14 protein-coding genes are annotated in these 23,609 nt (G+C 60.6%); 9 read left to right on the forward strand and 5 right to left on the reverse strand.

The features are described from left to right. The first annotated feature begins 71 nt into the window (after window positions 1–71). The gene (locus VGY55_07895; protein HEV2969896.1) at window positions 72–1,733 is read left to right on the forward strand and encodes an ATP-binding protein; all 1,662 of its coding nucleotides are present in this window, start codon (window positions 72–74) and stop codon (window positions 1,731–1,733) included. A gap of 343 nt (window positions 1,734–2,076) precedes the next feature. After that, window positions 2,077–7,068: a PVC-type heme-binding CxxCH protein gene (locus VGY55_07900; GenBank protein ID HEV2969897.1), complete on the forward strand. Its 4,992-nt coding sequence runs from the start codon at window positions 2,077–2,079 to the stop codon at window positions 7,066–7,068. A 32-nt stretch (window positions 7,069–7,100) separates the two neighbouring features. Here the strand turns inward: VGY55_07900 and VGY55_07905 are convergent, their stop codons facing one another. From VGY55_07905 to VGY55_07920, 4 genes are all read right to left on the reverse strand, one after another. Beyond that, window positions 7,101–7,502 (reverse strand): PIN domain-containing protein, encoded by a 402-nt coding sequence (locus tag VGY55_07905; protein HEV2969898.1) that lies wholly within the window; start codon window positions 7,500–7,502, stop codon window positions 7,101–7,103. A gap of 11 nt (window positions 7,503–7,513) precedes the next feature. Continuing rightward, window positions 7,514–7,747, reverse strand: a complete 234-nt coding sequence (locus VGY55_07910; protein ID HEV2969899.1) for a hypothetical protein — start codon at window positions 7,745–7,747, stop codon at window positions 7,514–7,516. 164 nt (window positions 7,748–7,911) lie between these two features. Then, window positions 7,912–9,780, reverse strand: a complete 1,869-nt coding sequence (locus tag VGY55_07915) for a caspase family protein (protein ID HEV2969900.1) — start codon at window positions 9,778–9,780, stop codon at window positions 7,912–7,914. A gap of 138 nt (window positions 9,781–9,918) precedes the next feature. Then, complete coding sequence (locus VGY55_07920) at window positions 9,919–10,593, reverse strand: DUF1080 domain-containing protein (protein ID HEV2969901.1); 675 nt, start codon at window positions 10,591–10,593, stop codon at window positions 9,919–9,921. 343 nt (window positions 10,594–10,936) lie between these two features. Between VGY55_07920 and VGY55_07925 the strand changes: the two genes are divergently transcribed. Together VGY55_07925 and VGY55_07930 are read left to right on the forward strand one after the other, a co-directional pair. Beyond that, window positions 10,937–11,983 (forward strand): DUF1559 domain-containing protein, encoded by a 1,047-nt coding sequence (locus tag VGY55_07925; GenBank protein HEV2969902.1) that lies wholly within the window; start codon window positions 10,937–10,939, stop codon window positions 11,981–11,983. A gap of 67 nt (window positions 11,984–12,050) precedes the next feature. Then, window positions 12,051–12,485, forward strand: coding sequence for a hypothetical protein (locus tag VGY55_07930; protein ID HEV2969903.1), 435 nt, complete (start codon window positions 12,051–12,053; stop codon window positions 12,483–12,485). A gap of 309 nt (window positions 12,486–12,794) precedes the next feature. On the opposite strand, the gene tatC is transcribed toward VGY55_07930, so the two are convergent. After that, window positions 12,795–14,192, reverse strand: coding sequence for a twin-arginine translocase subunit TatC (gene tatC / locus VGY55_07935; protein HEV2969904.1), 1,398 nt, complete (start codon window positions 14,190–14,192; stop codon window positions 12,795–12,797). Window positions 14,193–14,525: 333 nt separating this feature from the next. Between tatC and VGY55_07940 the strand changes: the two genes are divergently transcribed. The 5 genes from VGY55_07940 to VGY55_07960 all read left to right on the forward strand — a co-directional run bounded on the left by VGY55_07940 (window position 14,526) and on the right by VGY55_07960 (window position 23,601). Next, window positions 14,526–16,880 (forward strand): PQQ-binding-like beta-propeller repeat protein, encoded by a 2,355-nt coding sequence (locus VGY55_07940; GenBank protein HEV2969905.1) that lies wholly within the window; start codon window positions 14,526–14,528, stop codon window positions 16,878–16,880. Between the two features lie 70 nt (window positions 16,881–16,950). Further along, a complete protein-coding gene (locus VGY55_07945; protein HEV2969906.1) occupies window positions 16,951–18,003 on the forward strand; it encodes a MoxR family ATPase in 1,053 nt (350 codons plus the stop codon). Further along, a complete protein-coding gene (locus tag VGY55_07950) occupies window positions 17,960–18,862 on the forward strand; it encodes a DUF58 domain-containing protein (protein ID HEV2969907.1) in 903 nt (300 codons plus the stop codon). Before VGY55_07945 ends, VGY55_07950 begins: the two co-directional genes overlap by 44 nt. A 12-nt stretch (window positions 18,863–18,874) precedes the next feature. Then, on the forward strand, window positions 18,875–21,178 hold the full coding sequence (locus VGY55_07955) for a VWA domain-containing protein (GenBank protein ID HEV2969908.1): 2,304 nt from the start codon (window positions 18,875–18,877) through the stop codon (window positions 21,176–21,178). Beyond that, window positions 21,175–23,601 (forward strand): hypothetical protein, encoded by a 2,427-nt coding sequence (locus VGY55_07960; protein ID HEV2969909.1) that lies wholly within the window; start codon window positions 21,175–21,177, stop codon window positions 23,599–23,601. Before VGY55_07955 ends, VGY55_07960 begins: the two co-directional genes overlap by 4 nt. Window positions 23,602–23,609: the final 8 nt, after the last annotated feature.

Consider the following 23,609-nt stretch of genomic DNA (forward strand, 5'->3'; position numbering starts at 1 on the left):
TCGTGCGTGGTCCGCATCGTTTGTTCATTTCCGGTCCCGGCTAAATGTCGGGCAGAAAGGAAGTGTGTGTTATGGCGTCGGATTATTCCATCGTGAGGCAGGATCGGTTCATAGAAGCGACGCGTGATAGTGGCTACAAGGGTACCGACAGTGCCCTGTCGGAGTTGATCGACAACTCCATTCAGGCCGGAGCAACCGCCGTTACAATCAATATGCTGACCGCCGAACCGGAGCCGACCGGAATTGGCCGACCGGCCATGCCGCGCGTGGTCGAGGTGGCAATCGGAGACAACGGTCGCGGAATGAGCGTGGAAACGCTTCGTCGGGCGCTTCGCTTCGGCGACAGTTCCCGCTTCAATGACCGGACGAGCTTGGGACGCTTCGGCATGGGCTTACCCAACGCAAGCGTGAGCCAATGCACGCGAGTTGAAGTTTACTCGTGGCGGCGCGGGTGCAAGCCAATATGGACCTATGTTGATGTTGATGAAATCTCGAAAGGCAAAATGACGGAGGTCCCTGAGCCTCGTGAGGCGGCGATTCCGCCAGCTTATGCCGCATTGTTCGACTCTCCGTCGGGCACGGTTGTGATCTGGAAGAAACCCGACCGTCTCGACCATGACCAAAGATGTGAGACCTTGATACGCCATCTCCGGCCCTCGCTTGGGCGTATATTTCGGTACTTCTTAATTCAGGATTTTGAGCTCACAATCAACGGTGCTCAGATCGGGCCGTTTGATCCACTCTATCTGCTTCCCCAAGCGCGACTCGATGGCGATCTGCTGGCGACAAAGCATGGTGACACGCTTACGTTCGATGTCCCGATTCCCGGACAACCGGGGCAGATCTCGGCGGTCGAAGTCACGATCTCACTTCTGCCGGAAGAATGGCAGGTTAGATTTGGGCCTGGAAAGACCAAAGATCAGAAGGAGGCGCTTAGGCTTCGTCAGATCGAGACAACGGCAGGGTTTAGCGTCGTGCGCGCAAATCGTGAGATCGATTTGATTCACAGCCCATACCATGCGCGCCACTGGAAGGACCGCTGGTATCGAGTGGAAATACGCTTTGAGCCAGAATTGGACGAGGTATTCGGTGTTACCCATACAAAGCAACATGCTCGAATCGTGCGCGGTTCACCGCTCTTTAATCAAATGGAGACAGCGATTAAGGCCAATGTCAACACGCTCCTGGACATCATCGAGCATCGAAAGCCAACAAGACGTTTGGCCGATCCTACGCCAGCGGAGGAGTTGGTCAAGCGAATCGAGCCGCGTTTGAAGCCGTTGGAGGGCATTGAGGATAAACCAAGCGGGAAGATTCGTGACGAGATTAACGCGTTCATCCAAGAGCGGGTGGCAGCCGGTGCGACCGGCGACGTCGCGGACCAACTTGACCGGCGACTCTCGCAGTTCCCCGTGATTGTAGAACTCGAACAATTGCCCGGGGCACCGGTCTACCGGATTAAGGTGGTCGGCCGCACGATTGTCGTGATGCTGAATACGGCGCATCCATTTTATGAGCGCGTCTATCAGCGCCTTGAAGAGCAGTCCAATGTCGGCAAGACCGGAGTTGACCTCCTGCTCATGTCACTCGCCCGTAGCGAGGTCGGCGGCTCGGACGAAGCTCGCGAATGGTACGATGCGCAACGGCAGAATTGGAGTCAAAACCTTAAGTTGTTTACCTTGCAGCTTCCAGAATTCGAACGTGAAGCGAATGGGAGCGGCGATGACAAGTAACGAGACGGAGTTTTTTGACGCCGACCCGAGACGCCGGCCGAAAGTTGGGTACTTTCGGCCGGCGTTCGTTAATCCCGTCAAAAGAACGATCGCCGGTCTAGATCGCCAATTCTTCGAGGCGCCGTATCGGACTCTCATCAATTTTGAGACTTCGTCATCAGAGAATTGTCGTGCAAGCGAAACGCGATATAAGAGCGTCAAGACTTAGTCCTCTGAAACGATTGGACATAAGAAGTTCATCAGGGCATAATCAGAGCTTCGTTTGCCCGCCTGCATCTTCCCGCCTCGGGGAATTCCGAGTTCTACTGGCCCGATTCCATCCCATTCGACAGGGTGCATTGCCATGCCCACGATTCGACAGTTGCGTTCCGCTCAGTCCCGATTTCTCTTCGTTGCGATAGCGGTCTTTGCCGTTGGCGCATTGTTCGGGCTGAACACGATTCTCAGGTCGGCTGACGATGCAAAGCCGCCCGCGACGCTGGAGATTCATCCAGGCGACCATATCTGCCTGATCGGTAATACGCTGGCTGATCGGATGCAGCATGATGGTTGGTTGGAGACTTATCTCTACAGCCGATTTCCCAAGGAAAACCTCGTTGTCCGCGATTTGGGATTCTCGGGAGACGAATTGACGCTACGGCTGCGGTCGGCGGGGTTTGGCAGTCCCGACGAGCATCTATCGATCCAGAAGGCCGACGTGATTTTTGCTTTCTTCGGATACAACGAATCGTTCGCCGGCGCCGAGGGGATCGAGAGATTCAAGCGCGATCTTCAAGGCTTCATCAAGCACGCGCTCGGCGAGAAGTACAACGGCCATGGCGCTCCGCAGCTCGTTCTCTTCTCGCCCATAGCGCATGAGAACTTGCACGATCGCAATCTGCCCGACGGGACGGAGAACAACCGCCGGCTCGCGCTCTATACGGCCGCAATGGCCGAGGTCGCGAAAGCCAACTACGTGCCATTCGTCGATCTCTATGAGCCGACGCTCAATCTGTACGCCAAGGCCGACAAGCCGCTCACGATCAACGGGATCCATCTCAATGACGAGGGCGATCGGCAGCTTGCCCAAGTGATCGACCAGGACCTGTTTCCCGGCCAGCCGACGCCGCCGCGCGATCCGGCGGCGATGGAAAAACTGCGGCAGGCGATCGTTGACAAGGATTTCATCTGGTTCAACCGCTATCGAACGGTAGACGGCTATTCGATCTTCGGCGGCCGGGCCGATTTGAGCTTCCGCGACGGGCAGACCAATCGCGTCGTCGCCCAGCGCGAGATGGAGGTGCTCGACGTGATGACCGCCAACCGCGACAAGCGGGTTTGGGCGGTCGCCGGCGGCGGCGATCTTGCAGTCGATGATTCCAACACTCCGCCGTTCATCCCGGTGAAGTCGAATTTCCCCGGCAAGAATCCCGATGGCACGCACGTGTTCGTCGATCCCGAGGAAGAGATCAAGTTGATGACGGTGGCCAAGGGGATGAAGGTGAACCTGTTCGCCTCGGAGAAGGATTTCCCCGAGCTGGCCAAGCCCGTGCAAATGGCGTTCGATCCGAAGGGGCGGCTGTGGGTCGCCGTCTGGCCGACCTATCCGCATTGGAAGCCGAAAGAGGAGATGAACGACAAGATTCTGATCCTCGAAGACACGAAAGGGACCGGCCGCGCGGATAAGTGCACGGTGTTCGCCGATCATCTGCACTGCCCGACGGGATTCGAGTTTTACAACGGCGGCGTGATCGTGGCTCAAACGCCTGACGTCATGTTCCTCAAGGACTCGCGCGGCGGCGACGTATGCGACACGCGCGTCCGCGTTCTCGACGGCATCGACTCGGCCGACACGCACCACACGGCCAATAGTTTCGCGCTCGATCCGGGCGGGGCCCTCTATTTCCAAGAGGGCACGTTCATGCACACGCAGGTTGAAACGCCCTATGCTCCGACGCTCCACAACGTCGACGCCGGCGTCTATCGCTACGAGCCGCGCACGCAGAAGTTCGAGGCCTACGTCACGTATCCCTTCGCCAATCCGCACGGCCACGCCTGGGACCACTGGGGCCAGGATTTCGTCTTTGACGGCACTGGGGCCAATCCATATCACGGGGCGCTCTTCTCGGGGCACCTCGACTATCCGGACAAGCACAACCATCCGCCGCAAGTTTATCAGCAGCGGACCCGCCCTTGCCCGGGGGCCGAGATCATGTCGAGCCGGCATTTCCCCGATTCGATGCAGGGAAACCTGCTCGTGGCCAACGTGATCGGTTTTCAGGGCATCTTGCAATACAAGCTCAATGACGACGGGGCAAGCTTCCACGGCACCGAGGCCGAGCCGATCGTCTCCTCAACCGATTTCAATTTCCGCCCGTCCGACCTGAAGATTGGTCCCGACGGCGCGATCTATTTCCTCGATTGGCACAATCCGATCATCGGCCACATGCAGCACAATCTCCGCGATCCCAATCGCGATCGAACGCACGGGCGAGTCTACCGCATCACCTACGAAGGCCGCCCGCTGTTGAAGCCGGTCGAAATCGCCGGACAGCCGATCGAAAAGCTGCTCGATTTGCTCAAGGAGCCGGAAGACCGCGTGCGCAATCGCGTGAAGATCGAGTTGGGCGGGCGCGACAGCGATCAGGTGACGGCAGCGGCGCAGAACTGGGCCGCCGCTCTCGATACCAAGGATCCGAATTACGAGCACAACCTGCTCGAAGCGCTCTGGATTCATCAATACCACAACGTCGTCAGCGTCGATCTCTTGAAGCGGCTGCTGGCCTCGCCCGATTTCCATGCTCGGGCGGCGGCGACGCGCGTGCTCTGTTACTGGCGCGATCGGGTGCCTGAAGCGCTCGAGTTGCTCAAGAAAATGGCGGCCGACGAGAGCCCGCGAGTGCGGCTCGAGGCGATCCGCGCGGCGAGCTTCTTCAAAGTGCCCGAGGCGATCGAAGTCGTGCTCGTCTCGCAAGATTTTCCGACCGACGAATACATCAACTTCGTCCGCGGCGAAACGCTGCGAGCGCTCGAACCGCACGTCAAGCGGGCGATTGCCGGCGGCGTTGCGATTCAGTTCACGACGCCCGCCGGGGCTCGCTACTTTCTCAAGAACGTCGGCACCGATGACCTGCTAAAGATGAAGCGCAGCCAGGCGGTCTTTGTGGAATTGCTTTCTCGGGCGGGAGTTCGCGATGAATTTCGCCAAGAGGCGGTCGCCGAATTGGCCAAGCTCGAGAACAAAAGCCAAGTGCGCGTGCTGCTCGATGCGATCCATAGCCAGGACGAGCAGCAGATTCATTTGGACGGCAGCGTGCTCTTCGATCTGGTGCGAACGCTGACAGCGCACGGCTCGGCGGAATTGGCGAGCGTCCGCGGCGAACTGGAAAAGCTCTGCACCGGCGCCAAGCAAGCGGTCACGCGGCAGCTTGCCTTCGCCGCCTTGATCGCGGCCGACGGAAATGTCGAAGGCGCGTGGACGCTCGCCACGAAATCGCTCCGAAGTCTACAAGACCTCGTGACCGCTATGCCGCTGGTCCGCGATCCGAACCAACGGGCGGCCCTCTATCCGAAGGTGCAGCCGCTCTTGAACAACCTGCCGAAAGAACTCGCCTCGGCGGGCGGCGGCAAGCCGAGCATGGGCCGCTACGTCCGCGTCGAGCTGCCCGGCCGCGCACGGACGCTAACCTTGGCGGAAGTCGAGGTCTACAGCGAAGGCCGCAACGTCGCGCGGCAAGGAAAGGCGAAGCAAATCAGCACGGCCTTCGGCGGCGACGCTAGCCACGCGATCGATGGCAACACCAGCGGCGATTTTAGCCGCGGAGGCCAAACGCACACCACCGAAGACGTTCCCGATCCGTGGTGGGAGGTGGACCTCGGCTCGGAGTTCCCGATCGATTCGATCGCCGTCTATAACCGAACCGATGAAGATTTTGGAAACCGGCTCAATGGGTTCACGCTCAAGGTGCTCGATTCGACTCGCAAAATCGTTTTCGAGAAGCGCCGTATCCCGGCCCCGAAGCCGGAGGCCGTCTACGAGGTCGGCGGCGCCGCCTCGGAAGCGCTCTTGCGGCGTGCCGCGATGAACGCGCTGGTGACCGTTCGCGGGCAAGAGACGGCGACATTCAAGGCACTCGAAAAGTTCGTCGGCGACGATGCCGAGCGGCAGGCGGCAATCCAGGCGATCGCGCGGGTTCCCACGAGCTATTGGCCAAAGGAAGACGCCCGTCCGCTCTTGGATACGCTCTTGGCCTATATCCGCAAGGTGCCGATTCCCGAGCGGACCTCTCCCGCGGCGGTCGACGCGCTGCAAATGGCCGATACGTTGGCGGCGCTCTTGCCGCGCTCCGATGCCAAACTGTACCGCAAGGAATTGGGCGAGTTGGGAGTCCGCGTAATCCGCTTGGCCACCATGCCCGATCAGATGCTGTTCGACAAGGAGCGGTTCGCCGTGCAGGCGGGCAAGCCTGCGGAGATCGCTTTCGACAATACCGATATCATGCCGCACAATCTCGTCGTGTCGCGGCCCGGATCGCTGGAAGAAATCGGCGGCCTGGCCGACAGCACTGGCACGCAACCCGGCGCGATGGATCGGCAATACGTTCCCGCTTCGCCCAAGATTCTGTTTTCGAGTCAACTGTTGATGCCGCGCGGCGCGCAAAAGATCGACTTCACCGCTCCCATGCAGCCCGGCGTCTATCCGTTTGTCTGCACGTTCCCCGGCCACTGGCGGCGAATGCACGGGGCGATGTACGTCGTCGCCGATCTCGACGAATACCTGGTCGATCCGGAGGCCTATCTCGCCAAGAATCCGCTGCCGATCGCCGATGAACTGCTCAAGTACAATCGGCCACGGACGGATTGGAAGCTCGCGGAACTCGCGCCGCTAGTGAAGGAGACGGACCACGGTCGCTCATTCACCAACGGCAAGCAGCTATTTACCGTCGCCAACTGCATCGCCTGCCACAAGCTCAACGGAGTGGGGACCGTGGTCGGTCCCGATCTGGCGCAACCCAATCCGAAGAAGCAGCCGGTCGACGTTCTCCGTGATATCCTTGAGCCTTCCTACGAGATCAACGAGAAATTCCAGAGCTACATCCTCACACTGGACGACGGCCGGCAGGTGACCGGGTTGATTACCGAGGAAACTCCGGACGTAGTGAAAGTGATGGAAAACCCGTTAGTCAAATGCGATCCAACCGTCGTGAAGAAAGCAAGCATTAGCGAGCGGCTGAAATCGCCCAAGTCGATCATGCCGGAGGGTTTGCTGAGCCAACTCACGCGCGAGGAGATTCTCGACCTAGTGGCATATGTGGCCGCGCACGGCGATGCGCAAAGCAAGTTGTTCTCAAAATAGACCGACGATTTGATGAAATGACTTGTCGCAGATTATCGCGACGAGAGCAGCGACTCGATCACTGAATATCGTTCTTCAATAGCACCTCGATCGGCAGTGAGCGCCTCCGTCAATCCCCGTTCCGTCATTACGGCGAACGAGATGCAATCGGTCAGCGACCATCCCTTGTCCGGACGCCGGGCGTAAAGGTCAAGTCCGCGATCCCAAAGTTCGTGCGACGACGAAATGACCTCCGTCTTCGGATCGGCTCGCAGTTCCTCCAGTAGCTTGACCGTTTTCTCGCGGTGCACCGGATGCGATAGAAAATTCGCAACCTCAGTCAGCACGTCTTCGGTCGTTATGACACGACCGGTAAATGAACCGGCGAACTGCCGGGCGATCAAGTGGTTCTGATCGCGCGAGCTGGATAGCGCGATGTAGAAGGCCGCGTCCAAAAAAACGATCCTTATCGCTTGGGCTGGCCGTACAGATAATGTTTCAAATTAACGGACGCATCTTCGGGAAGGTCGTCGATCGTGCCGACCAGCGGCCTCAATCGATCGAGAAGGGTTGGTCCGTCGCCTGAAGCTGGCTCAGGCGAAGGTTCCAGGATTTCAACCTGCACAGCCGCCCCTTCCGGCAATTCTTGCGGCTCGTCGAGCACGATCAAGCCGTTTTTCACGTGCGCCTGGAGCGTCATAGCCCATCACTCGAGAAAATCATTTCACGCAATGGAATCATGCCCTTGCGAAATAAGCCTTCTCTATTCTAGTCCGTGCTCGCGAATTTCAAAAGACGCGAGTGAAATCGTGTCGCAGCTCTTTAGCGACATACGTGTGAACCGTTGATCAATTCCCCGGGCAGTTACTTCCGAATGAAAACGAAATCGCCGCCGGATTCGCTGCCGCGCAACAGGCCGTTGCGGGGGTCCGTTTCATCGCTATCGACTGCCACGAACCAATGCGGGATCGTCAACACGTCGCCCGGCTTGGCCGCATCGAGCATTGCGATCAGCGGCTTCGCAAATGGTGAGTGCTCGCCGCACTGTCCGTCGGAGGCCGTGTGCCTCCCGACCGACGCCAGGTACGCGCAGCAGCGATGCTGCATTTTTCTGGCGACCAGTGCCGCCTTTGGCATCGGCGTCAGTTCGTCGTCGTGGCCGCGCGAAACTTGATTGGTGGCCGTGTCGAAGTCGAACATTCCACCGAAGCAGGTGTCGAGGACGAGAAACACGTGCCGGCAGCGCAGGGCCGTCTTTTCCATGTCGTCGTGCAGCTCGGCCAGCGAATAATAGCTCCTAATCCGATCGTTGATGCTCTCGGTCGACGCCAACGAGTCGGTCGCCACCAAGTAACCCTTTTGTTCGATTTTTTCTCCGTGGCCGGCGATGTAAATCAGGAGTTGATCGTTCGGTTGGAAATCCTTATTGCGATACTCGCGCACTTTGTCGAAGAACCGATTGTTAGTGTAGTCGGCGCCGATGCAGGGATCGACGATGAATCCATATTCGTCGCGAAGAATCTCGGCGATCCTGCGCGCATCGCTCTCGGCGTTGCAGAGCTTCGGCCAATGCTTGTATTCGTCGCCGGCGAAGATCAGGGCATAGTTCTTGCCACCGTGGACGTCGATCGGCTCGCCCGCCGTATCGGCCGAAACTTTCACGAATTCGAGTCCACGCGGTTTCGGATCGGGCGGCGTTTGGTAAACGTATAAGTACAACGGCAAGCCGCAAATCAAAACCAGCGCGGCAGCGGCCATCGCCCAGCGCGGCGATGGCCGCGCGCCGCGAGCCCGGCTCCAACGCCGCACGATGCCGAGCACTTGGCGATCGGAGAGCTTCGTCCCTTGCCGCGGCGCGGCGACGAGCGTGTGGCCGAACGGCTTTCCATCAAACCAAGGATCGCGCTTGGCCGCCGCCGCATCGCACGTCTCTTCCGCAGCTTGCAGCAAATCGGCAAGCGATTTGATCGGCAGCCGCTGGATGGGATCGGTCGTGAACACCCATTGCCGCGGCCCCCATTGCACGGCCAGAAAGATGAACGGCTGCGTGGCGGCGGAATCCTTTTCGCTCCGGCTCCATTGCTTGAAGAGCAGGCTTTTCGGCTGTCTAAGCACCAGCGCTCGCCCTTGCGGCGGCCCGCCCGGAATACTCACGATCCATTGCTCGCCGCGGCGGAGGTCATGGCCATAGACGGCGCGGTCGCTCGCCAAGAAGGCCCGCTCGCGGGCAAACTCGGCCCCCTGGGCAAAGAGCGACGAAGCAAACGGATCCTGCCCGGCGGCTGCTGCCTGCAAGATGGCCGCTGCCATCCGCGACCAATCGGCGGCGAACCGCTCGCCATTGGCGGCGTCCGCCAGATTCTCGCCCGCTGCGCTGCGGATCGCCAAGTAGGTTCCTTCGAGCGACGTTTCGAGCGAAATCTTGCTCGGCGTCAGCCCTTCACGAACGAGCGCCGCATACCGGGCGAAAGCCTCTAATCCGGTGGGCAACTGCCGGCCGGCGAGCAACTCATCGGCGATCGTGGCCGCCAGCATCTCATCGAGCGTCGGATCGGCCCCGACGACGATCTGCCGAATCGGACCTTCCCCTTGGCGGAGCGAGGCAACGCCGCGCTTGAGCACGAGCGTCGCCAGGTCCAATCGCTCCTGATGCTCTGCCCCGGCCGCGTGCATGTAGAGCGTTCCAGCCGCGGGCGATTCAGATTCAGAAATCGGACGAAAGACCAAATTCACGGCGATTCTTGCCCACAGGAATACGCGTAGGGTGCGTCGAGCGAAGCGCTGACACACCACAAGCGCCGGTGCGTCAGCGCTGCGCTCGACACACCCTACACAACTACGTCCAACCGGCCAGCAAGGTTCGTTGCACCACTACTCGTCCAGCGGCTTGACGAGAATCTCCTTGAAATACGTCTTGCTCCCCGGATCGTGCCCTTGCAGCGCGAAGGTGCCGTGCTGGAGAAAGCGGCCGGAATGACCTTGCGGCGGCTTGAAATCGGCCGGTTGGGTCCAGTCGCAGACCGTCTGGCCGTCGATCTTGAGCAGGACGTGATCTCCTTGGACGATGATCTCGTACAAGAACCACTTGTTGTCTTCATGATGCGGATCTCGGACGTTCACGACGTCATAGAGGCTGCCGGTCTTCTTCCAGTCGCTGTGCGTCGCGTTCACTTGGGCCTCGAAACCCTGATTCGGCCAGTTCGACTCCTGGTACTTCGTGTGGAAGTAGATTCCCGAATTGGCATGGGGGAAGGTCATCACCATCGCCTTCAAGTGGAAGTTCTTGAAGTCGTGATTGTGCACCGGGCCGTCGTAGAACAGATGGGATGGGCCGGGACCGTTGACCACGATCATCCCATCCTGCACCTTCCACGATTCGGCGTTCTTGCCGACCTTCCAGCCATCGAGCGATTTACCGTCGAAGAGACTATAGAACCCGTCCTTGTCCGGCTTCGGCTCGGAAGGCTCGGCGACATTCGCCGCGAAAGCACCCGTCGCGGAAAGAATTGCCAGCACAGAAATAGATAACAGCACTCGCGGTTTCATGGAAGCGCCTCTGGTGAATTCATGGTTAGTTGTTTTACCGACGGACCTCGACCCAGCACAGACCATAATACCTAGACGCGAAACTGCTGCCAATTCGTGCTCGGCAAACCGTCTCGCCTGGTTTCCGGCACTGAGGGGGCCGCGGTTGCGGGCGGCCGCGGCCCGACGCGTCGCGAGAAATCTCAATGCAAACAAAGAGAATTCTCATAGCCAAGGTTTCACGGAACCCTCATAATTGTGTGTGGTGGGCGACTTGTTGTCGAGAGAACTCAAACTCCTCGGAGGCGGTCGCCGTCAATCTCATCTCGAAATCTGGCCATTCGGCAGGCGCGAGGAGTTCGCTATGAATTCATCGATAATCAAGCGGCACATCGCCAGGCACCGAGCGTTCACGCTCGTGGAACTGCTCGTCGTCATCGCTATCATCGGCATCTTGATCGCGCTATTGCTGCCGGCGATCCAGGCCGCGCGGGAAGCAGCGCGGCGCGTCCGCTGCGCGAATAACCTGAATCAGCTAGCCTTGGGGTGCCTCAATTTCGAGTCCGCGGAGAAGCTGTTTCCGTATGGCCGAAAATATGACAGTTGGGACACCTTCACTTGGACCGAGCTGATTCTGCCGCAGATCGAGGAAAAGGTTGTCTACAACGGCTACGATCAGCTCCCGAAACGCGGCTTTGCCCAGGCGTCGCCGGGGGCGAACGGGCCGATTGGCCCTGACCCGCAGATGGAAATTGCGCGAATGACGCTGCTGCCCATTTTCTGTTGCCCCAGCGATCCCACTTGCCCGGCGAAGGATGAATTTGCCCCGCCCCCGCCCAACAACTCCTACGGGTTTTACCGGATGAGCTACCGCGCCTGCACCGGCAGCGGAGACATGTATGGCACGAAGACCGATACGACTTCAGGGCCATGGGGTCGCGGCATCTTCGGAGTTATCCCCGGGCAAAGTTTCGACATTCGGCGGCCGGGGACTCGGGTCAAAGAGATCACCGACGGGACGTCGAAGACGTTATTGCTCTCCGAGGGTTTGACGACCGGCGTCCCCGGCTGGGGCGGGCCGATCAGCGAAACGATTTATGGCAACATGGGGGGCGGGCTGTTCTCGGCGAGCTTGACGCCAAACTCCACCGCGCCGGACCGAGTCATCGGGCCCTGCCCCCGCGATCAGGGAGACACCGACTATAAGCCCCCCTGCTTGAGCCTGGGTTCAAACGCCTGGTACACTCCGAGCGCCGCCGGCGCTCACGCCGCCGCGCGCAGCGACCATCCGGGCGGAGTCAACGTGGCCATCGCCGATGGTTCCGTTCGTTTCGTCGACGAGCTGGTTGATACGTCAGTTTGGCGCGGCCTGGCGACCAAAGCCGGCGGAGAATCCGTTACGTTGCCGTAGGATTAGAATCGCCATGGGAAGTTCGTTGCCTGCCTATTCTGGCCAGTTATTTGCACGAGTCGGTCGCATGCGCTTTGTTCTGGTGGCCGGCGCCGCCGCCATCCTCTTCGTAACGATAGGCTGCGGAAAGACGACTTCGATCTCCGGGAGTGTTACGTTCGAGAGCAAGGCCGTGGGCAACGGCTCGATCGTATTTCAGCCGGCCGACGGCCAAGGACCAACCGCGGGAGCCGCGATCAGCGATGGTCGATATCAAGTCGAACGTCTCACGCCGGGAAAGAAAATCGTGCAAATCATTGCCGTGAAGAAGGTCAATTTCGCCGCGAGCAATGAAGAAATGGAGCGGCAAGCCAAGGAAAATGCGAACCGCGGCGACGCGACCGGCATCGTCGAGCGCGCCGATGAAATCCCCACCGATGCCGTTGGGAACAACCGCGAAATCGACGTGCAACCAGGCAAGCAGACGGTCGACTTCGATTTGAAACGCAAGGCCGGTTCTTAGGAACCCTTACAAAACCGTCTGGGACTGTCCTGGGCCGTTTTCGGAGATACGGGCGCCCGTTTCGCACTGATTCCGGGGCTCAGGGGGCCGGGCAGATTGCCGGGTTGTGAACTCCCAAGAGCCCTAGCGCTCAGCCCTTGCCGCGCGGCGAGACACGAGCCCCAGTGCTCACCCCTCGCCGCACCCTTAAATCAAGAACGCCGGCTCCGAAAGCCAGCCGCAAGTCACCAACAGGATCGGAAATCGAGCGATCGATTTCACGAGACGCGGCCTCGCTGTGCAATCAGCGAAGCCGCGTTGTTTTCATGGTCACTCGCCGCCGATGCCCGTGGGCTTGCGGCGGGAGGCGTATTTGCAGAGCAGGATGCCGCCGAAATAGAGGGCCGTCATCGGGACGGCCATCAGCAACATGCTGTAAGGATCGGGAGATGGATTCAGGATCGGCGCCAAAACGAAGATCACCAAAACCGCTACCCGCCAGCCGCGCAGGTATGCCTCCACTGTGATCAAACCAATCCGATTCAGGAACAACATCACTAGCGGCAACTGAAATCCGATCCCGAACGCCAACGGCAAGAACAGCACGAAACTGAGCCATTCGCCGATCCGCGGCTCCGGCGGGATGCCGAGCCAGTCGTTGAAGCTGAAGAGGAAGTGCAGCACCGGGGGAAATGCCGCGAAGAATGCCAACAGCGCCCCGCTCACGAACAACACGACGCTGAACGGCAAAAAGATGTGAACATATCGTCGCTCGTGAGGATAAAGCCCGGCCGCCACGAATAGCCACAGCTCGCGAAAAATCATCGGGCTGAAGATAATTAAACCGGCGATGAAGGCCGCCTTCATGTAGATCACAAACGCCTCGGTGGCGCTCATCGCCTTGGGGCGGATTCGCTCGTCCTCGCTTCCGGGCCGCCAGATCGTCAGCGCGGCCAGGTAGGGATGCGGCGGTCCGATGGCGTCCGGCGCGGCGGCGGCCAGGAGCAGCCAGTTCAGCCGCTGCACTTCGTTTGGCTTGAGATCCTTTCGCCGCGCGAGCAGCAACGCCACCGTCGAATCTGAAATCGCGGTCGCGGGGAAATCCTCCTCCGGATCAGAGAAATCCGAGCTGGAAACCAATCGACTCAACGCATCGGCCAGTTGCGCCACCTGCTTGGGATCGGGATCGGCGTCTTTGTTGTCCGCGATCGCGGTCGCCAACTTCCGGTCGGCCGGTTGCAGCTTCTCCCAGATTCTGCGGGCCGGCGTGGGCTTGGCTTCGTCGGCACTCGCCGCCTGGATCGTTTCGGCAAGCAAACGCGGGTTCGTGATGTCCGTCGCCGTCAAGCGATATGTCGGGAGTCGGATCGCGGCAGGAGCGGCATCGGGATTCACACCGCTCAGGGCGTCGATCAGCTTGCTGGGTTGGACATTCACCTGCTCAGCGACGAATCCTTCCTTCATCAACTCGACGTCTTCGGCCGGAAGTTGGTCGCCGAACTTGGCCTTCAATGCGACGTCAGCTTTGTCGGCGTAATACTCGGCGAGCGACTTGGTCAGCGGGCTTTCGATCAGATGAACGACCTGCCGCCCGATGAACAGTCCGACGACCAATCCGACCACGAGCCAGATAACCGCTCGAAACAGCCGCCGACGCAGCTCCTCGAGGTGCTCCCCGAAGGTCATCGTGCTTTGGCGAAACAGATCGTCTTCGTGAGGCTTGAGCATCAAGGAAAGACTAGCATCCGGGCAAGCCGGACGGGGAGGAGCAGGGGCGGGAACGCGGGGGATTTTGAGAAAAATCAATAATAGCAGCGCCTCAATGGAGCGGCAACGCATCGGCCGCGCGGTGCAGCGCTATCCAAGCTTTCTTTCCCCACGCTTTGGCCGCTCGTATACTAAGAGCGCCTAACAAATCCGGCGGGGAGAAGGGGACAGTCCCCGTTTTGCTCCGCCGACCATCGCGGCGATGGTGCCCGCGCAAAAAGGGGACAGTCCCCGCCGGACTTATTCGGCGCTCTGAATCCGAGGAATCTCTCGATGAGAACGCCGGAATCTGTTATGCGAGCAGTTGCCGCGGCGTTGACGTTGCTGGCGGCGTTTCTGTCGGCAGGTCGCGCGGCGGCGCAATTCAGTGCGCCCCCGCCCTCCGATCTCTCGGACGCAGTGCAGGTGGATGAGATCAACTCGCCCACCAAAGCGCTGCTCGAACGGGCAAAGGCCAATTCGGTCGAAAAACAGTGGGACGAGGCGATCGACACACTTCGTCAGGTGATGGAGCACGACGGCGGCAAACTGATCCAGATCGATTCGCGGCGTTTTGTCGCTGTTCGCGAGTATTGCCAAATGCAGTTGGCCGAAATGCCGCCGGAAGGCCGGGCGCTGTATCGCAGCCGCGTCGACGCGCTCGCCAAGCGCTGGTACGACGCGGGCCTCGCCAATCGCGACGCCAGCTTGCTCGGCCGCGTGGTCGATCAATTCTTCGTCAGCAGTTGGGGCGACGCGGCGCTCATGGCGCTCGGTGAAATTGCGTTGGAACGCGGCGATTACCAGGAGGCCCGCTGGTGCTGGGAGCGGATCAGTCCGGGGCTGCGCGCCGCGGACGGTCAGCCGCTGCGGCGCAGTTTGCGGGTCGGCCAATCAGCGCCGGCCGAGCCGCGGAATGGGAGCGGCGAGCTTGGCGCGCCGAACGAGGTTGCCGCGCAATCGCCTCGCTGGCTGGCGTATCCCGACACGAAGCTGAATCTGGCCGACGTGCGCGCCCGACTCGTGTTGGTTTCCATCATGGAAGGTTCGCTGGCTCGGGCGCGCGTCGAGTTGGCCGATTTTGTCCGGCGGCATCCAGAGGCCAAAGGGCGCATGGCGGGCCGAGAGGCGCGATATGCTGACACGCTCGCGCGATTGTTGGCCGACGCGGAGGCCCGGCCCCAGTCCCCTGCAATGAAAGATTGGACCACCTTCGCCGGCTCGCCGGCCCGAACGGCCATTTCCGCCGAGCCGAAGTCGTTGGGAAATCTTGCTTGGGAAATTCCGCTCGGCGATGGAAAACCATTTCAAGCCGATGCCAACTCCCTGCACTCCTGGCCGAGGAACCGAGTGGCCGAGGAGCAATCGGCGCTGTTGAGCTACCATCCATTGGTTGTCGGCAACCTAGTTCTCGTCAACAACGTGGACAAGGTCTTTGCCTTCGACTTGCGAACGGGCGAGCCGGCCTGGCCGGTCGCGGCGCAGCAGTCGCCTGACGCCCCAGCTCGGGAGCCAGGAGAGATTTATTGCGGCACGAAAGTTCAGGAGCTGCAGCAAGACCTGGTAGGGGACGAGAATCTGTTTCGGGCGCTCGGCGTCCCGCGATTCACGATGACCGCGGCCGGCGACCGTCTCTATGCTCGTCTTGGATCGCCGGTCACGGGTCATCCGGCAGCAGCACCGTTCGGCAGCGGCTCCAGCTATCTAGTCTGTCTCGATCTGGCGGCCCAGGGACTCTTGGTATGGCGCGTGCCGGGAGATAAAGCGCGAAACGAACGCTGGGCTTACGAAGGCGCGCCGGTCGTCGCCGGGAACAATGTCTTTGTCGTCATGCGTTATAGCGACGTGCGGCCGCAGGTTCACGTCGCTTGCCTCGATGCGCGAACCGGCGCGCTCCGCTGGCGGAAGCTGATCTGCGCCGCCGAATCGCTGGCCCAAGGTCAAGCCGAGGAAATCACCTCCAATCTGCTGACCCTCGCCGACGACACGCTCTATCTGAACACGAACCTTGGAGCAATCGCGGCACTTTCCGCCACCGATGGGGAAGTCCGCTGGGTTAGCACATACCCTCGCGCGAGGCGAACGGCTGGGGAGCCGTTGCGAATCAGCGCCAACTGTTACCGGGATCTGAACCCGGCCGTTTACTACCGCGGCAGCTTGTTCGTTGCCCCCAGCGACGCTCCTGGCATAATAGCGCTCGACGCGGCGACGGGCGCCTTGCTTTGGAAAAGCAACTTCGATCTGCTCGGCCCGATCGTGCATTTGCTGGGGATCGGAGCAGACAATCTGATTGTCTCGGGCAAGAGAATCTGCTGGTTCGACGCGGTCACTGGCAAGGTCGTGAACTACTGGCGCGACGATACGACCAGCGGCTACGGACGCGGCGTGCTCGTTGGCAATGAGGTATACTGGCCAATGCGCACCCAAATCCGCCGCTGCAAGCAGCAAATCGGCGACCATGGCGAACTCGACGCCGACGAGCCGATCGAACTCGGCCGTTTCGATCCGCCGCTGACCGGAGGAAATCTCGTCGCAGCCAATGGAACCTTGTTGATCGCCACTCCAACGAAACTGATCGCCCTCGGCCCCGGCAAGTCGGCCACTCCACCGGCTGAGGCTATTTTGACGCAAGCCAACGCGGCGCCGAGGAAGAATGCAAGCGCCCCGTAAACGGGGGGCGAAATGAATGCGTGCTAAATGATCTCCATTCGTCCTTTGTACTTCGCACTTGGTACTTGAAATGCCCGACGACGATCTGCAAGCCGTACAGAGACTAAGCGACGCCTATCGCCGCATCACCGGCGAATTGGGCAAGGTAATCGTCGGCCAGCAGCAAGTGATCGAAGAGTTGATGGTCGCCCTGTTCGCCCGCGGGCATTGCCTGCTGGTCGGCGTGCCTGGCCTGGCCAAGACGCTGATGATCCGCACACTGGCCGATTCGCTTTCGCTCAAGTTCAACCGCATCCAATTCACCCCCGACCTGATGCCCTCGGACATCACGGGGACCGAGGTGATTCAGGAGGACAAGGCGACCGGTACGCGAGCGTTCAAGTTTCTGGAAGGGCCGGTGTTCGCCAATGTGATCCTCGCCGACGAGATCAATCGCACGCCTCCCAAGACTCAGGCGGCGCTGCTCGAGGCGATGCAAGAGTATCAAATCACGGTCGGCGGCACGCGGCACAAGCTGGCCGAGCCGTTCTTCGTCCTCGCCACGCAGAACCCGATCGAGCAAGAAGGGACGTATCCACTTCCCGAGGCGCAGTTGGACCGCTTCATGTTCAATATCTTCGTCGACTATCCGGATGAGGAGGAAGAGTTCCAGATCGTGAAGCAAACGACGGCCGACGTGCCGACGAACGTCACTCGCACCCTCACGGCTGAGGAGATTCTCGGGCTCGCGCGGATCGTCCGCCGGGTGCCGATCGCCGACCACGTGACTCGCTACGCCCTGCAATTCACTCGGCTTACGCGCAAGGAAAAAGGCAAGGTGCCCGACTTCATTCGCGAGTACGTCAGTTGGGGCGCGGGTCCGCGGGCCAGCCAGTATTTGGTGCTGGGGGCGAAGGCCCGCGCCGTTCTCCAGGGACGATATTTCGCCACTTGCGACGACATCCGCGCGGTTGCCGCCCCCGTGCTGCGGCATCGCATCGTGACTAATTTCAATGCCGAGGCCGAGGGAATCAGGCCGGACGACATCGTGCGGCGGCTCATCGAAACCATCCCGGCCGACGAATTCGAGAAGAGCGCTGGTGGAAAACTTCCAGAAGTATTTAGACCCGCGAACGCTGGCTAAGCTCCAGGGCCTCGAGTTGCGAGCCCGGTTGATCGTCGAAGGCTACGTGTCGGGCGTGCATCGCAGCCCGTTCCACGGCTTCTCGATCGAATTCGCCGAGCATCGCGAGTACGTGCCGGGCGACGACCTGCGGTACGTCGATTGGAAGGTGTTCGGCAAGACCGACAAGTATTATCTCAAGAGGTACGAGCAAGAAACGAACCTCATCAGCTATCTGTTGCTCGACACGAGCCAGAGCATGTCGTACCGCGGCCCCGACGCGGCGCTCTCGAAACTGGAATACGCCCAGTGCATCGCCGCGTCTTTGGCGTATTTGGTCTTGCAGCAGCAAGACAGCGTCGGACTGGTCACATTCGATCAGGAGGTGCGAACGCTCGTGCGGGCGAGCAGCAACCCTTCGCACCTGAAGCAACTGCTGCACGTGATGGAGGTGACCGCGGCCGGGAGGAAGACTGCGACCGGGCCCATCTTCCACGATCTGGCGGAGCGGCTCAAGAAACGCGGCGTCGTCGTGATCCTGAGCGACCTGTTCGACAAAGTGCCGTCGCTCTTGGCCGGGCTCAAGCATTTTCGCCATCGTCGCCACGAGGTGATCATCTTCCACGTGCTCGATCCGGCCGAACTGGATTTCCCCTTCCAGCGAACGACGCTCTTCAAGGGCCTCGAGCAATTGCCCGACGTGCTGACCGAGCCGCGCTCGCTCCGCCGGGCCTATCTGGGGCAATTCAACCAGTTCCTCCGCGAAGTCAAACAAGGCTGCCGCGAGCACCGTATCGATTATGTACCCATGCGCACCGACCAGCCGTTGGACATTGCGCTTTCGGCCTACTTGACCTCGCGGCTGGCGAAGACCGGCTGACGAAAATGACGAATGTCTAACCCACTCTTTGGCTTTGGTTTGACTCAGATCGGCATGCTTTGGTGGCTGGCGGCTGCCGCGGCGCCGCTGTTGATTCATCTCTTGAGCCGGCGGCGGTATCGAGAGGTCCCTTGGGCGGCGGTCGAATATCTTTTGGCCGCGCTGCAGAAAAGTTCGCGACGTTTGCGTGCCGAACAGTTGATCCTGCTCTTGATCCGCACGTTGACGATCATCTGCGTCGTCGTGGCCGTCGCCGGGCCCTATCTCGAGCAACTCGGTGGAACGTTTGTCGCGGGCCAGCCGGTTCACCGGATTCTCGTGATCGACGGCTCCTATTCGATGGGTTACAAGCCGGGAGAAAAGAGCCGGTTCGAGTTGGCGAAGCAGGTTGCTCGCGACATCGTCGGCCGCAGCTCGTCGGGAGACGGTTTTTCGCTCGTTCTGATGAGCGATTCGGCGAGGGTGATCGTCGGCACTCCGGCGTTTGTTTCCGACGAGGTGCGTAGTGCGCTGAAGCGTTTGAGCAGCGCGTCGTCGGGCGACGACCTTTCCGACGCCCAGCGCAAGGTCGACGAAGACGATTTACTCAAGGAGATTCGCGATCTCAAGCTGCCGCACGGCAACGGTAATCTGGCCGACGCGCTCGAGCGAATCGAGGAGCTGGCGGCGCGAGCCAAGCTGGAGTATCCACGGTTGGCTTACACCGAGATCTACTATCTCACCGATCTCGGCCGCACGAGTTGGGACCTGAACGCCGTGGTTGCCGGCCGGCATATTCGCGACAAGTTGACCCATCTGGGCGAATCGATGCGGATGGCGGTCGTCGATCTCGGCCAGGAGCATTGTGAGAACCTGGCGATCACCGGCCTGCGAGCGAACCAGTCGATCGAGACTACGAAGAGCCCGACCAGCTTTCAGGCCGAGGTTCACAACTTCGGCGCCCGGCCGCATCATGCCCAGCTCGAACTACTGATCGACGGCCAACGATTTCAGGAGCGGCCGATCGACATCGTGCCCGGTGCGCAGCAAACGGTTTCATTTGCGCATCGGTTCGAGGCGGCGGGAGATCATTCGGTCGAAGTGCGTCTCACGGGCGACCCGCTCGACGCGCTCGATATCGACAACCACCGCTGGCTATCGGTGCCGGTCAAGGAATCGCTCGAAGCGCTCCTGGTCAATGGCGAGGGATCGCACGAGCAGGCCCGCTACCTGTTCAACGCGCTCGATCCTTATCGCGATGGATCCGGGTCGCCGGCGGTGCACGTCGAGGAAACATCCGATGGCCGGTTGTTGGAGATCGACCTGCACCGGTTCGACTGCGTGTTCTTCTCGAATGTTAGTCAGTTCACACCCGCCGAAGCCCGGATTCTGGCCGATTATGTCAAGGGGGGCGGCGGTCTCGTGTTTTTCCTTGGCGATCGCGTCGATCCGCAAAACTACAATCAAGAACTCGGCGGCGGACGCCCCGGCGCAACCCGTTTGTTGCCCACTTTGCTGGACGGTCCCGCCGACGTCGCGCAATACAGCTTCGATCCGCTCGGTTACAAAGACCCGATCGTTCGCGAGTTTCAGGGAAACGAGCGGGCGGGGCTTTTGAGCACTGCGATCAGGCGGTACGTCAAGCTCAAGCATCCGGATCCCACCGACGCGAAGGCGCGCGTCTCGCTCGGCATTCGCCAGACCGGCGATCCGGCGATTGTGGTTGCGCCAGTTGCCGCCGATTCGGCGGCCCGCGGTGGGTGGTCGATCCTTGTCGCGGTTCCCGCTTCTTTCGCCTCGGTCGATCTGGAATCTAAAGAGCCGTGGTCGAACTGGCCGCTCAAGTACAGCTTTCAACCGGTGGTGCAGAACGTCTTACTGGCGGCGATCGGGCCGCAGGGAGCCGATCGAAACGTGCTCGTCGGTAAGTCGCTCGGATCGATGTTGCCCGCCGCCCAGACCGCGAATTCTCTCACGCTGGAAAGGCCCGACGGCCGGAAGGAGCAGATTCGTATCGCAACGCGCGAGGACGGCAACCGTTGGTCGTATGCCGACACCTGGCAGAGCGGCATCTACCGAGCGGATTTTTCGTCGGGCGGCAATGGTCGCCTGTTCGCGGTGAATGTCGATACCCGCGAAAGCGACCTGGCGAGGATTTCCGCGGATGAATTGCCAGAAGGGTTGACGGTCGTGGCCGGTTGGAACGGCCTGAATGAGCGGCCGGCGGTCGAACTCGGCAGCCGGATGGGACAGCAGCGCTGTTTCCTCTACGCGGCCCTGGGTTTATTGCTGTTGGAAACGGTCTTGGCCTGGTGGTTCGGATACCGAGCATCATGAGCGGCGTTTTACCTCACTGGCTGGAAAGCTACTTCGGCGTCGAAACCGGCGCCGCCGGAGAAGGCACGATCTGGCGGCTCGATGACTCCTGGACGTGGAACCCGTCGATCACGATCCTGTTTGTGCTGTTGGTGATTGTGCTCGTCGTGGCCGTTTACAAATCTGAGATCGGCAGCGCGGGGCGCCTGCTGCGCGGTCTCTTGATTATGCTGCGGCTGACGGCGATCGGGCTGGTCCTGGGCATGATCGCCCAATGGATCCTGAAGCTCAATCCAACGCAGCTTCCTTATCTGGTCGTGCTCGTCGACGATTCGGAGAGCATGCGGATCAACGATCACTATGCGAATGAAAAATTCCGCGCCGATATCGAGCGCCGCGTCAAACAGCTCGGTCTCGATGGCGTCACGCGGCTCAATCAGGCCAAAACGCTGCTGCTGGAGAATGATGCGGCCCTGTTGAAAGGCTTCGACAAGCGTTACAAGCTCAAGGTCTTTTTCTGCTCGGAACTTGCCCGGCCGCAGTCGAACGATTTTGCGGAACTGCGCAAAGCGATTCGCGGGCTCGAACCGACCGGCAAGGCGACGCGGCTCGGCGACAACCTGCGCGCCGTGCTCAGCGACCAGGGGCTGACCGGGATCGCCGCCGTCGTTCTGCTCACCGATGGAGTCACGACCGACGGCGAACGGCTCCTCGGTCAATCGGCCGCTTCGAGCGCGGATCAACCGGCGGTCGCCGAAGGGGGCGCCGCCGATTTTGCCCGCCTGAAGGGAGTCCCGCTGTTCACGATCGGCCTGGGCAGCGACGAGCCGACGAAGGACGTCGAATTGAGTGATCTACGGGTGCCCGAGGTCACGTTCGTCGACGATATACTCGCCTTCAAATTCAATCTCTCCGCGAGCGGCTTCGCGGGACGGGACATCGAAGTGCGTCTTAAGGACAAGAAATCCGGCGCCGTGCTGGCCAAGCAGATTGTGAAGATTGCCGCCGACGCCAAGCCGCAGGAGATGACACTCACGTTCCGCCCCGACAAGATCGGCGACTACGATTTCGTCGTCGAGACCGACAGCCTGCCCGATGAAGTGCGCTTCGACAACAATCGGCTCGAGCGGCAGGTGAGCGTTCGCCAGGCGCAGATCCGGGTGCTGATGGTTCAAGCCTATCCGAGCTACGAGTTTCGCTACCTGAAGAATCTGCTCGAGCGCGACAATACGATCGAGGTACATACGGTGCTGCAAGACGCCGACGTGGATTACACATCGGAGGACAAGACGGCATTGCCTGTCTTTCCGGTCCGCCGCGAGGACCTGTTCGCCTACGACGCGGTGATCTTCGGCGACGTGAATCCCGCGCTGTTGAGCAACGCGGCGATGAGCAGTTTATCGGAGTTCGTGCTGCAAAAAGGGGGCGGGCTCGTTTTCATTGCCGGCCCGTCGTACGATCCAATGGCGCTGCGCGGCACTCCGCTGGCCAATCTGCTCCCGATCGATTTGGCGACCGTCGTCGTTCCCGATTCACGGCAACCAATTGCCGATGGGTTCGTCGTACAGCCGACCGCCGACGGATTGAACTATCCCAACATGCAATTGGGCGATACGCCCGCGGAGACCCGCCAGATCTGGCAGACGCTGCCGCCCGTCTATTGGCTTTTGGAAGCGCAAAAGAAGGAAACGGCCGAGGTCTTGGCCGAGCATCCCACGTTGCGAACGGCCGACGGCCGCAAGGCGCCGGTGATCTTGCAGCGCCGCACGGGCGCCGGCATGGTGCTTTTCCATGCCACCGACGAAACCTGGCGCTGGCGGTTTCAGGTGGGGGATGTTTACTTCGCCCGCTATTGGATCCAGACGATCCGCTACCTGAGCCGCACGAAGCTGCTTGGCAAAGACCAAGCGGCGCGTTTGGCGAGCAACCGCAAGGAATACGCGCGCGGCGAGCCGATCCGGCTCCGATTAGAATTCACCGACGAGCGTCTTTCGCCCCCCGAAGATCGCGGCGCCGTCGCGATGCTGCGCCGTGGCGACCAACCTGAGCGGCAAATCACCCTGCACCGCAATCCGACGCATCGCGAGGTGTTCGACGCTACGCTCGTCGAACTCCCCCAAGGCGACTATCACGCCTGGGTGATCGATCCGGTGCTGCCGGGCGAGCCATCGACGAGCTTCCTCGTGAAGGTCTCGGAGGCTGAATTCGAACGAACGCAAATGGACCTCACCGAATTGGAAGGGGCCGCCGCCAAGACGAAAGGGCGTTTCTATCGCATTGACACGGCCGCCAAACTGCTCGACGACTTACCCTCTGGCCGCCATGTGCCGATGAAACCGACCAATCCGCCCGTGGAACTTTGGAACCAATGGCCCGTGTTATTGGTCCTGCTGCTGGCGCTGGCGATTGAATGGATGCTCCGCAAAAGGAGCGGAATGTTATAATTGTGGCG

It is taken from the genome of Pirellulales bacterium (genome assembly GCA_035939775.1).
GTDB lineage: Bacteria > Planctomycetota > Planctomycetia > Pirellulales > DATAWG01 > DASZFO01.